Raw genomic sequence first — 12,680 nt, forward strand, 5'->3', positions numbered from 1 at the left:
AGTATCTTCTTGACCGGGAAATTATATCTAACAATTCTATTACGAAAAGCTTTCTCACCAATTCTTCTTGAAATCACTTGGAGAGTATGTATAATTTCTTGTTGTGAAATAACTCGATGTCTTGATTCTTTTCAGGATTAAAGGGTTTCTGTGGAATATTCTATACAAAAAAGAAACAGGAGTTAAGACCGCAAAAAAAATAAAAGTTATAATTATTTTTGTGGTAATTCCTCCCATGAAATGTCCCAGCTTAAACCAGACATGCACAAACTTTGAAAATAAATTGGCAAAAAGAAGACTTGCTATCAACAATATGAGGGATATATATATGAGGAATGGCTTGTCGAAAAGGTAATGGAGAACGAGTAAAAATGCAGATAGTACTACCGCTGTTTCCAGGTCTCTTATTCTTGAATCTTTCATGACAACTCCTCATTCAGAAATACAAGGTTGATTGCCGAGTTTCCTGATTTATTTTGAGCTTAATTAATTAGAACATTGTGTAAATAAGGGGCGCTATTGCAGAGCCGCCGGAGAAAATCATTACCCCTACGATAAGCAAAACAAGAATAACCGGCAATAACCACCATTTTTTCCGCTCCATCATAAATCCTAAAATGTCTTTGATAAAATCCATAAGACAACCTCCTGTAAGGCTTCTTTTAATCCCGGTATGACCATCCGCTGATACAATTTGTTTTATTAATCTTCATATATATTTTTTTTCTTTTTCCTGAACAAGAATCTTTCAATTACTAAGTAATCCATGTCTGTCTTCATAAAGCACTTATACGCATCTTCAGGGGTGCATACAATAGGCTCTCCTCTCACATTAAAACTTGTATTGACAATAAGGCCATACCCGGTTCTTTCCTTAAAAGCTTTGAGCAGCTTCCAGAACTTTGGATTTGTCTCTTTGTGAACAGTCTGAAGTCTGGCAGAATAATCCAAATGCGTTATTGCCGGTATATCCGAACGCAGGTGGTACAATTTCTCTTTCAACGGCAAAGAGCTATATCCTTCCGGAAATGGCTTTCTCCTTTTCACATTAACATCCGAAATTAAAAGCATGTATGGAGACGGATGGTTTATTTCAAAATATTCCTTTTCATCTTCATATAGCACCGCTGGAGCGAAAGGCCTGAAGCTCTCTCTGTATTTTATCTTCAGGTTCAATCTCTTTTGCATCTCCGGGTTTCTTGCATCTCCCAAAATACTTCTGTTACCCAATGCCCTCGGCCCCCACTCCATTCTTCCCTGGAACCATCCCACCACATGACCTTTGCCTAAAAGCTCCGCAGTCTTATCACAGAGGCTTTCAATGTCATTATAAAATTCATACACCGCGTTATACTTCTTAATCGTTTGTTCTATTTCAAAGTTTGAAAATTCCGGCCCAAGATAAGAACCCTGCATTTTATCATGCACTCCATCCGCATATCTTGGTTTGTTGAAATACATGTGATATGCAGCGTACGCGGCTCCAAGAGAACCCCCGGCATCTCCGGAAGCCGGTTGAATCCATATATCGTCAAAAATTCCGGCCTTGAGAAGCTTTCCATTAGCCACGCAATTCAGGGCCACACCTCCTGCCAAACACAGGTATTTTGAATCAGTCAATCTCCTGGCCTCGTTAGCCATCTTCAAAACTATATCTTCAGTAATGTTCTGAATTGCAAGCGCCATATCACAATGGTCCTGCAATATTTCTGTTTCCGGCTTCCGCCTTGGTAAACCCAAAAGCTTTTCAAACTTCTCATCCTTTACCATTTTCAAACCGGTTGCATAATCAAAATATTCCTGGTTTAACCATATAGAGCCGTCTTCCTTGACTTCTATTAAATTTGAGTAAATTATATCCATGTATTTTTTGACATTTTGTGATGCGGGATCTCCATAAGGCGCAAGACCCATAAGCTTATACTCTCCGGAGTTTACCTTAAACCCTAAAAAATAAGTAAAGGCAGTGTAAAGAAGGCCAAGGGAATGGGGAAACCTGAGCTCTTTCAGTATTGTTATATTGTTGTCTTTTCCATAAGAGATGGAGGCGGTGGCCCATTCACCAACCCCGTCTATAGTCAATATAGCAGCTTCTGCAAAGGGAGACGGGAAAAAAGCGCTTGCAGCATGTGATAAGTGGTGTTCTGTAAACAAGGGTTTTAACTTATTCTTGTCTATATTCTCAATTTTTGTCAGTTCTTCATATATAAGTTTCTTCAAAAAGAGTTTCTCTTTTACCCAAACAGGCATGGCTTCCAGAAATGATTTCAATCCACTCGGGGCAAATGCATAATAGGTTTCCAGCAGCCTTTCAAACTTTAAAAGAGGCTTGTCATAAAAAACTATAGCGTCGATTTCATTCAGGGCCAGGTCCTTATGTTTCAAACAGTACTTAATGGCATTTGAAGGAAAAGAGGCATCATGCTTTTTCCTTGTGAACCTTTCCTCATGCGCTGCGGCAACTATTTCACCTTCATTTATCAAACAGGCGGCAGCATCATGATAAAAAGCGGATATGCCTAAAATGTACATTGTCCTCTGCTCTCTTTCATCGGGCTTATCGACATTATTAAAATATAATATTAAAAGACATGCTGAATGTTAAAAAAACTGACTCTATCAAAACTTCTTGCGGCCGATCATTGTGAAAAATCCGCCTTCTTTACTTCCAGTGAATATCATTCCCAGTTGAACAAGAAAGTGATCAAAGCGCGAGCCCCTGGGATTTGCCTTAAATAATTTTTCTTCCGGTGTGAAGGATTCAAGTGGATTAGACTTTGGAATATTGTTAATGAATTCTACACCGCTTTTGTCAAACCACTGCAATACCTCTCCAATTGTATGCTTGGACTCATGGGGGTTTTTATATTGGTCCATAAACCATGTATGTCTTTTTACATCGCTTAGTGTTTTGTCTCTTAGGCGGGGATCAAGAAACTTGAAGCGGTTATCGGAAAACCTGAAAATCAAGCGCCTGATATCAGTAATCAGTCTTCCGTAAGTATGATAAAGCCCTATTATTATAAAACCATTCTTTTTAACCAGTCTTAAAATTGACTGAAAGCCGCCAAACGGGTCGCCGGTGTGATGCAATACTCCATTGCATATTACTATATCAAAGCTCTCCGGTTTAAATACCGGCCTGAACAAATTCATTTGGAGAAAACACACATTGTCCAAGTTGTTTTTTTCCTTGAATTCAAATCCAAGCTTGAGAGAATTGAGACACATATCTGCGCCAAAAACCGACCGTTCGCCGGTTATGCTCAAATAGTTGCTTAACTGTCCCGTGCCGCATCCTACCTCAAGAACTCTTGAATCATATGAAATCTGATCATCCAATAATCTGGCAAAAACCGACTGTTCAGCTTTTTTTCTGAAACTCGAAATGGAGTCTAGATCTTCATAGTTAGGGAAAGGGGTTTCTTCATAAAAAGATTTTACTGTTTCTGTGACATCTTTTTTATCATTTTCTCTTTCTGGAAAATGGAACAGCAAAGGTATACCATTTGTACAATTAAAAGACCTGCCACATTTATAGCACTTAATTGCCTCTCGGTCATCCGAAATATTCAGGGACCCTTCACATGCGGGGCAAATAAATATTTCAATGTTCTCAATGATATGAGCCGGCAGTTTATTATTAACAGATATCATCTTTCAGGCGCTGTTCAGCTTTCAGGGTAAATTATAATAATAACTAATAAATGTATTTTTAATTTAACACAACTTGTAATGACATTACAATTAAAAGGGAAGGGAATCATTACGAGCTATAACAATTCCACTTTAAGTTTGTTTTTGTTTATAATCTTCTCGTGCAAAACAAACCCCTTGCTGCAATCGACATAGGAACCAATACTTGCAGGCTTTTGATCGCAGATGTTCACTTCGATCCAAAAAAGAAAACCTACTGCATAAAAGAACTTTTCTCCGACAGGATAATTGCGAGGCTCGGAGAAGGCCTTCACAAAAACAAGCGACTTAATAAACAGGCAATGGCAAGAGGGCTGAAGGCCCTCAGAAAATTCAGTGATGCCTTATCAGAGTACAATGTCACTGAAACATCAGCGTTTGCGACAAGCGCGCTCAGAGAGGCAAAGAACAGGAATGATTTCTTAATCAAAGTTAAAGAGGCCACCGGGCTTGATATTAATATCATCAGCGGGGAAGAAGAAGCAAGAATAACCGCATCAGGGATGCTCACGGACATTGTAATACCAAAGGCCGCCCTCCTCGTTGACATCGGTGGGGGAAGCACGGAGCTTATATTCGCAAGAAAAGGGAAACCTTTGTCTGTGCATAGCCTGGACCTCGGTGTCGTTTACCTGGCGGGCCAGTACATGAAGAACGACCCTCCTTCTCAGGAAGATCTGATCAAGATGGACAGCCATATTTCCGGGAAGATCAGAGCGAACGTGGATACGTATTTAAAGCTCATCGATCATAACTCAAAACTCAAAACCTCGTTTATAGGCACGGCAGGGACAATAACAGCCCTTGCCGCAATCACTAAAAAAGCAAAAAGATTTGAGCATAAAAAAATCCACGGAACCAGAATAAAAAGGGGAAAGGTGAAATGCATTTTTCACGATATTTCCACTGTCACCGCTAAAGAGAGAGCAAAATATCTGCCGTTTGAACCTTCGAGGCTTGACATTATAGTGCCGGGAACACTTATACTGTTGAAGCTGATGGAAGCCTTTGACTTCAGGGAGATCACAGTCAGTAATCACGGTTTAAAAGAAGGTATTCTTATTGAGCTTTTCAAGGAAATAAATGAGTAAAAAAACTTCAAGCACATACCAGTTCAGGAAAGCCACCATCAAAGACGTCAAGGCAATACATGTCCTTGTAAATCAATTCGCAAGGAAGGAAGAAATGCTCCCGCGCTCCTTGAATGAGATTTACGAGAACATACGCGATTTCTTCATCTGTCTTGATGACGGGAAGATCGTCGGGGCCGCCGCGCTTCACATCCTGTGGGAAGACCTTGCCGAGGTGAGATCAGTTGCCGTGGCAAGCAATTATCAGCGCAAAGGCATAGGCGGGAAGCTGGTAAAGAAATGCCTGAAAGATGCTGAAGAGCTCGGCGTGGAAAAAGTATTTGCCCTCACCTATCATCCGGGCTTCTTCAAGGAATTGGGATTTCATGACGTCGACAAAGACGCCCTCCCCCAGAAGATCTGGGGCGAATGTCTCAAATGCCATAAGTTTCCAGAATGCAATGAGTTGGCTGTGATAAAGGAATTAGGGTAGATCAGGTTCGGCGGAAAGCCGCACTCTTATGTAGGCGTTCTCCCTCAGTTCTTTTATATGCTCAAGCAGTTTTAATCTCAATTTCCCCACAACGAGAATGTCCTCTATCTCATCCTTGACTTCGAGAAATTCTTTACCGCTGAAGCGTTCCATGTTGTTTGAATAAAAAGATTCTATCTCTTCTATCGGGACGTGTATCGAGGATTTTATTCTCTTCTCTATATATTCTTTTACAAGGGCATCATCGTCTGCCGCTTTATTTGAGTTGGCAGCGCGCCCCGGCCTCAATCTTTTCGCCTGTTCAAGAAGCAGGATCCTGTTTATCATCTCATCCAGGACCCTGCCCTCTGATACGTTCGCATCTGACTTTCTTGCAGCGTTAAGCGCCTCCTGATATTCACTCTGCAGGACAACTTCTTTATTTACTATCGCCACAATCCGGTCGAGGACCTCTGAATTACAAACAGAGGACAGAAGACAGATGACAGTACACAGAATAATAATAACAAGTCTGCCTTCTGCCTTCTGCCTTCTGTCTTCTGTTCTCTGTCTTCTGTTCTCTGTCTTAGAACGCATGTCCAAAGCTGAAGTGGAGTTCTCCTGAAGTTTCTCCACGGTCCCTGTTCATTTTATGCCCGTAGTCTAAACTGATCGGGCCGATAGGTGTTTTATATCTCAGTCCCGCGCCGGAGGTATATTTTAATTTCATGCGCACATCCTGGAGCAGCTGCCACACGTTGCCCGCATCCATAAATGTCACAAGCCCGAACCCTTTCCCGAGCGCTATCCTGAATTCGAGGTTTCCAAGGGCGAAGATGTTGCCGCCTGTCGGCGAATCGTCAGCGCCTTTTGGCCCGAGGGTGTCATTGCTGTATCCCCTGACCGTTGTCCTTCCGCCAAGAAAAAATCTTTCGACAAGGGGCAGCTCCTGAATGGTGTCATAACTGTAAGCAGCTCCGCCCCTTAGTGAAAGCGCGAACACGACCCTTTTTATTAATGGGAAAAACCATGAGCTTTGGACTGTGCCTTTTATAAATTCGGTCTCCGAGAGCAGGGCCTTTGAGGCAAACTTGACAACAATGCCGTGTAATGCCCCCTTGGTTGGATCAAAAGGGTCGTCCCGCGTGTCATAAAATAATGAAGGTGAAACGCTGCCTATGCCGATTGTCCCGGAATCTTCACGGCTCAATATTACGCCGGGCTGAACGTCCTTGGTGTCAACAAAAGAATACTCATAGTTCAGGGTCGCCCTCCATTCTTTTTTTATCACTTTTTCCACGCCTAAAAGCGTGCCCATCCTGTCAATCTTGTACAGCACGTCTCTTGTGTCAAGATTGACCGACCGCGTCTTCTCTTTAATTAATAAAGCTGTAAACAACAAGTCCCGCTGGTTAAAAAGCCACGGCTCTTTGAAACTGAATGTATATCTCTCCTTGACCGCGCTGAAATCGCCCTTGAGCCCTATCTGCCTGTGATATCCACCGAGGTTATTGTAGTTGATCCCGAGCGAGGCGCGAAACCTTTCGTAATCGCCGTAACCGAGACTGAGCTCCACGGAACCGGGATTCCCTTCTTTCAGAGAGACGAGCATGTCCCTTACAAGTTTACCGTCCTCTGTCTTCCCCGGTTCGAGCACGCTTACCGATACTTCATTAAAGATACCAAGCTTGTATAGCCGCTGTTTGGTCGTTAATATATCTTCATAATTATAGGTATCGCCTTCAGTCACTGTAAATTCCCGTTCTATGATCTTCGCCTTTGTCTGGCGGTTCCCGCTGATGATGATCTTCCCTATGACGGAAGGCCTGTTTTCCGTTACCTTGAAAGTTATAAAAGCCTTGTCCTCCTCAACCCTGCTTTCAACCTCAACGCGCGCGTCCATATAGCCTTTACTGTTGTACAGGGAAATGATCCTGTATCTCGCATCGCCTATGTCAACTAAATTGTAGGGGGACCCTTTCTTAAGCTGTATCGCGTTCTCAATTTCTGAAGAGCTGATATCGCTGTTGCCGTCAAGCTGAATATTTTCGAGCTTTGTCTGTGGCCCTTCCGCGATAATAAATTTAAGCAGCAATTGACTGCCGTCTTCCTGGAAATCTTTCTCTATATCTTTTATGTCCGTCTTGAGATATCCGAGCGCGTTATAAAATCTCAGGATCGAATCCCTGCTTGCCGCCAACATGTTATCATTGTATGGCTTCCCTTCAGTAAGGGGAATTATGCTCTTAACGGCCTCAGAAGAAATACTGGTCCCTTCAAAGTCAATTTTCTTCAGAAAAACCTTTTTGCCTTCAAAGATAATAAAATCGAGCTTTATAACTTCATCCTCTGTCCTCTTTCCAGCTGCGACCTGCGCGTAGTAATACCCTTCGCCCAGGTAGACGCTTTTCATCCGGTCAAGCGCCTCCTGCACCGCTTCGTCAGTGACTTCCCCGTCTTCAAAAAAAGGCGTCTCTTTTTCGAGGTCCTTCGAGCTTACCGCGTAATTACCTATGAAAAACATTTCGAGTCTCTGCCCTTTTTCCACAGGTACGGCAAGAACGCCGTCTTTGAATTCGTACGGGCCGGCAACCGGGCTGAAATAATTTTCGGTCTTCAAAGATTCCTTCAGATTTTTTATTTGCAGGTCCACTTCGTCCTTATCAAATCTGTCCCCTTCCGATACCTTAAAATACCACCTCAGATCATCGGCGATGTCAACAGTATTTATTATCAGGGGATGCCCCTCGTTAATCTGTATGTTCAGGTTTACTTCCGCCGGCTTGTCCGTTTGTTCAGAGGAGATCGTGACTTCGGCGGCAGGGAACCCCTTTCTCCCGTAATGGTTGAGCAGGTCCGTTTTCGCCTTATTGAGATATTCTTCCCTGAAATCTTCTCCTTCTTTATACGGGACCACTTTTTTAATGTCCCTGGAAGAGACATATTTATTTCCTTCTATTACAATTTTTTTGATGAGCGGTATTTCTTTAACAACATACTTCAATTTGGTCCCGCCGTCATAAGGCACGGACACTGCCTGTATGTCGTAGAAAATGCCTTTCCTGAAGGCCCGTTTTATTCCTATGGCCAGATCTTCTTCATTGAATATTTGCCCCACCCTTAAATCGATAAGGTCAATTAATTCCTTCTTCTCGATCCTGTGAAGCCCCTCGACCTCAATCGCCCTGATGACTTTGTCCGTATCTGAGCCATATGTATAAATAGGAAGTAAGAAGCAGGAAGTAAGAAGTAAAATAAAGGCAAGAATTCTACCCCTATTTTTTTCTGGATTCCCGCTTTCACGGGAATGACGCCATTTGCTGTGATTAATGTCGCAATATATATTTATCATTTTCACTTCTCACTTCTTACTTTTTACTTCTCACTTATTTAAACTCAAACCTGAATTTTAGGTCTCCACCGACGCTGCCTATCTCGTCCCTTGAGCCGACAAGGGAAACATTCTTATCAAGCTTGTATTCAAGCTTGATAACGCTTTCCTCGGTCGTGCCTATGGAGGTGGAATACGTCACGAAGAGTTTGTCCTCAAGCAGCCTCTTGCCTATAGTGACTTTGGGGCTCAGCGAGCCTGTAGCGGTTGTATAAGGCTCAACATAAAACCTTTCGATACCGGTGATGCTCTTGAATTTTTCCCCCACCACGTCCTGCAGGCCTTCGGTAAGTATTGAAGCCGCCTCGCCCGCGGCAATGCCGCTCTCAAATCCTTTCGTCTCTTTCCTGAGCTGGCCTGCGGTAAGCAGGGTGAGTATCTCCATCTCATTTAAAGGGGGATCTGAAAAGAGCGACAGCGTAAATTTATCAATCGTCCCGTCCAGATTAAGTTTAACGTAGTATTCTCCCACATAGGTGTCGGCCATTATGTGGAACACCGGGACAATACGGTTGGAGTCCACAAAGTCGACGATGCTGCCCTCAAGGAGTTTGAATTCATTGCTCCTGAAATATATTACACCTTCATTGGCCTCGATCCTTCCGATAAGTCCGTAATTGGTGACGTTCCCGGTCAGATTGACTGATATTTTTATGGGTGTCTTTGCGATGTTATTGTCTATGACGATATTGTCAGCCCCGGAGATATGCACGTTAAGCTCAAGGCCCTTTAAAAAAGCCGGATAATTCACAGGCTCGCTGCTGACTTCCTTAAGGCCTATGAGCCACTTGTTCCACTCAATGTTTTTCTCATACCTGGCTTTTATTATATCTATATTCCCGGAAAGCGTAGAGCCTTTAGGAGACATCTCATAAAAGAGCCTTCCATCCACTGTGGCGCTCACCTTTTCAACGGGCCTGATATTGATCCCTGAAAGCTGCGATGACACGTATATCCTCTTTACCGATAATTCCTGAACGTATACAACTCCGGACATGACTGCCGTGCCTCCGCCGAAGCCGGCCTGCACTGAATCAAAAGTGGCCCTGTCTCTTTTCAGGAAAAGGGTCCCGTTCACAGGGCCGACCTTATAAGGATACTCCTTCAGTGACGCGATAGCGTCGTTAATATTCACATCGCCTGTTATCTCAGGTTTTTCCCAGAAGCCTGAGACAACAAGGTCCAACATCCCCTGCCCCCGCAGAGAAACAAGCTTGTCTGAAAATGCCTTTAAGGGTGCCAGGTTCAAATTGCCTTTGACTTTTACGTTGAATTGCCTGCCCGGACTCAGATCGCCTTCAGCCGACAACTCGCCGTTGTCTCCTGTCAGAGAGAGAGATTTTATCAAAAGCATATTGTCGGCAAAATTCAGGACAACGTCTTTGCTGTTTCTGAAATCATATCCGTAGAGCGTGAGATTAAAAAAATTAAACTTTGACGATAACGAATAATTCTTTCCTTCCCCGTTTATTTTCGCATTGCCCCCGAGTGAAAGCGCGAGGTCTTTCGGCACGTTTTTATAAAAGCCAGCCAGCAGGAAATCATATCTGCCTCTATGGACGTCAACGTCAACGTCCCAAGCTATATTTTTGGAAAGAGAGACCCTTGCGTCAGCGGACACAGCCCCGTTTAAGAGTACTCCCTTCGCTGTGATGTTCTTTTCTTTCATCTCGCCGGTCACTTCTCCCAGTCCCGTATGAATGCCTCTAAACATGCTGTCAATGATCCTCATGGAAAACTTCATATCAGGCTTTTCAACGGCGCCTGAGCCTTTAATGTCCATACTGAAGGTCGCATCAACAGGATAATCCTTGAACATATTGATATCGTATAAATGCATCTTGTCCGATGAGGCGGAGAGGCTGAATTTTTTATCAAAGGACAGCGTTCCTTTTGCGGTAAGCGCGGAGTCGCCGTTTTGCGCTGTAACGGAGTTGAAGTCAATTCCCTTTGGGTCCATAGCGGCATTGACAGTAATTCTCGTGAACTGCTGGCCGTACACCATGCTTTCCACAGCCACTAAATTACCTTTGGCAATATAATTTTCAGAATCGCCCTCATATTCAAGAGAGCCGCTTGCAGTGCCCGTGACCGGGATGTCTTTATACAGGGCTGAAATAAACGGCTTTATGTCAATGTCCTTGACCAATGCCTTTGCCTTGTACGAAGGGTCCTTAAAAGAAAAGAGCCCTTTGGCGCCTCTGAATTCAATCGTGCCTGACGCGGCACAGGATGATTTGCCGTGAGTAATGTTCAGGTTGTTTACCGCGAGAGAACGGACCCTGTATTTTAGGTCAGCGGACGCCTTTGTAAACATTATCCCGTGGACACTGCCTGTCACAGATTCGAGCTTGCCGGATATTTCAGGGTCTTTAAGAGGCCCTTTTGCCGCGCCCGCAAATCTGACAGGCGCAGAGAGTTTTGAATAATAAGGGACGGTCAGGTCGGAGGCGTCTTTGCTTTCGAGCAGGAGATCGAGCCACATTATGTTGTTGTCAAAATCTAAAATTCCGTCTAAAGAAAGATTTGAAGCCGCCGTTGAAAAAACAGCATTACTTATTTCAAGGACATTCTCTTTCAAATCAAGGTCCCCTTTTATTCTTTGCAGCCTGTTAAGCACGTCTCCTTCAGTTTTGGAGGTATTCAGATAATTCACATTCGCAGTGACCGCAATGTTTCCCCCCCGGATATGTGTCAGTTTGAAATGACCGCCGAGCTGGCCCTGAGGAAATGGAGGCTCCCACCCTATGTATTTAAAAAATTCCGGGCTGCTGATCCCGGAGATATCGGCTGCAACTGAATAATCCGCCTCCGGTATCGATATCGACGCGTCTCCTTTTCTCAGCTCCCCTCCATAGGTGCGCGCTGTGAACTCTTTAAGGGAGAATTTTTTGTTTTCGTATTTTAATTTCCCCTCCGCACTGTCAATTGGAAGGGTTTCGAGCATGGCCTTCTCAAGGCCCCCCGCGCCATCTCCGGTCAGCTCCGGGAAAGTGCCTTTTATTTTTCCTTTTACTGAAACCTTGCCGGTGAAGTTGTCCTTTACTTTCAGTATCTCCATTAATGTTTCAAGATAAAACCTGCTGTCGGTTTTTAGATCAACTGTGAAAACCGGCAGGGAGGAACCATCCTTAGCGGCCATGTCAACTCTGCCTTCAAAAGACAGCATCCCCTCTTTTTCAGTTTTCAGATTTAAGAATTTGCGGACAGTATCTTCATATATTTCAGCGTTCCCTGTGAAGCTTCCGTCTTTTATAATCAATCCTTCCGCAAGACGTATCCAGCCCTTTGCGTTTAAGTTAGACCTGGAAGACTTCACTTTAATTTCATCGATATCGATCCGGTCTTTTTCCATATTAAACTTCCCGTCCAGGCCGCCTTTTATCTCCGTGATGTCCGGCGAGCTCAACGTTATTTCATCGAGAAGCATTTGAGCGGTCACCGTTTTTTTCGTGGACATCTCAAAAGACAACCCTTTGCCGGAGACGGTCAGGCCCTTAGCGTTATTAAAACTGAATTTGCCGTCTGACAGCTCGATATTTTTCAGGCTGACTTTATATTTTTCTTCCTGCCCGGGGGCCGCCTTAGCGCTTCCCATTATCCTTTTCAATTCTTCCTCATCCACGGTAAGGTTCGGCTCTTTGACGGTCAATTTTCGTATCTTGATATCTCCCGTAAGCAGCCCCAACAGATCAATATAGGCGCGGGCCCTTGTGACCAGGAGAAGGCGGTTGCCGTCCCTGTCGAACATCTTTAAGCCCTTTGCCTGAATATAGAAAGGGAAAGCATTGACTACGGCATTGTCGATAATTATCCTCTCCTGTGTCGCGTTCTCAAGAACAGGGATGATGATCCTCTTTGCCGAGTTTGAAAGATACGGCCCTCTGAAAATGAAGTAAAGGAAAACGCCTGCAAAGATTGCGGCGAAAATTATTATCAACCGCTTTATGAATTTACCTTGCAAACTTGCAGCTCCCTTTATCTAATGATTTACTCAGGATTAGATGTCATTATTTGAAATAAGTTACAGCGACCTCTTAATTTCTTTAAG

General features: G+C 43.7%; 9 protein-coding genes. 2 read left to right on the plus strand and 7 right to left on the minus strand.

Annotated features, from left to right (window positions below; all coding sequences use genetic code 11):
- Positions 1-54: 54 nt before the first annotated feature.
- From HZB61_08105 to HZB61_08120, 4 genes are all read right to left on the minus strand, one after another.
- Positions 55-423 (minus strand): hypothetical protein, encoded by a 369-nt coding sequence (locus tag HZB61_08105; protein MBI5056561.1) that lies wholly within the window; start codon positions 421-423, stop codon positions 55-57.
- A 67-nt stretch (positions 424-490) separates the two neighbouring features.
- A complete protein-coding gene (locus HZB61_08110; GenBank protein ID MBI5056562.1) occupies positions 491-637 on the minus strand; it encodes a hypothetical protein in 147 nt (48 codons plus the stop codon).
- A 65-nt stretch (positions 638-702) separates the two neighbouring features.
- Complete coding sequence (locus tag HZB61_08115; protein MBI5056563.1) at positions 703-2,532, minus strand: carbamoyltransferase; 1,830 nt, start codon at positions 2,530-2,532, stop codon at positions 703-705.
- 87 nt (positions 2,533-2,619) lie between these two features.
- The gene (locus tag HZB61_08120; protein ID MBI5056564.1) at positions 2,620-3,342 is read right to left on the minus strand and encodes a class I SAM-dependent methyltransferase; all 723 of its coding nucleotides are present in this window, start codon (positions 3,340-3,342) and stop codon (positions 2,620-2,622) included.
- A gap of 476 nt (positions 3,343-3,818) precedes the next feature.
- On the opposite strand from HZB61_08120, the gene HZB61_08125 reads away from it, so the two are divergent.
- On the plus strand, positions 3,819-4,787 hold the full coding sequence (locus HZB61_08125; GenBank protein MBI5056565.1) for a Ppx/GppA family phosphatase: 969 nt from the start codon (positions 3,819-3,821) through the stop codon (positions 4,785-4,787).
- The gene (locus tag HZB61_08130) at positions 4,780-5,259 is read left to right on the plus strand and encodes an N-acetyltransferase (protein ID MBI5056566.1); all 480 of its coding nucleotides are present in this window, start codon (positions 4,780-4,782) and stop codon (positions 5,257-5,259) included. Before HZB61_08125 ends, HZB61_08130 begins: the two co-directional genes overlap by 8 nt.
- On the opposite strand, the gene HZB61_08135 is transcribed toward HZB61_08130, so the two are convergent.
- From HZB61_08135 to HZB61_08145, 3 genes are read right to left on the minus strand one after another with little or no spacing between them, the layout of a single operon-like run.
- The gene (locus HZB61_08135; protein ID MBI5056567.1) at positions 5,251-5,841 is read right to left on the minus strand and encodes a hypothetical protein; all 591 of its coding nucleotides are present in this window, start codon (positions 5,839-5,841) and stop codon (positions 5,251-5,253) included. The genes HZB61_08130 and HZB61_08135 overlap by 9 nt on opposite strands.
- Positions 5,825-8,590 (minus strand): outer membrane protein assembly factor BamA, encoded by a 2,766-nt coding sequence (gene bamA, locus HZB61_08140; protein MBI5056568.1) that lies wholly within the window; start codon positions 8,588-8,590, stop codon positions 5,825-5,827. Before bamA ends, HZB61_08135 begins: the two co-directional genes overlap by 17 nt.
- A gap of 34 nt (positions 8,591-8,624) precedes the next feature.
- The gene (locus HZB61_08145) at positions 8,625-12,593 is read right to left on the minus strand and encodes a translocation/assembly module TamB domain-containing protein (protein ID MBI5056569.1); all 3,969 of its coding nucleotides are present in this window, start codon (positions 12,591-12,593) and stop codon (positions 8,625-8,627) included.
- Positions 12,594-12,680: the final 87 nt, after the last annotated feature.

This window comes from Nitrospirota bacterium (genome assembly GCA_016214845.1).
Lineage (GTDB): Bacteria > Nitrospirota > Thermodesulfovibrionia > UBA6902 > UBA6902 > SURF-23.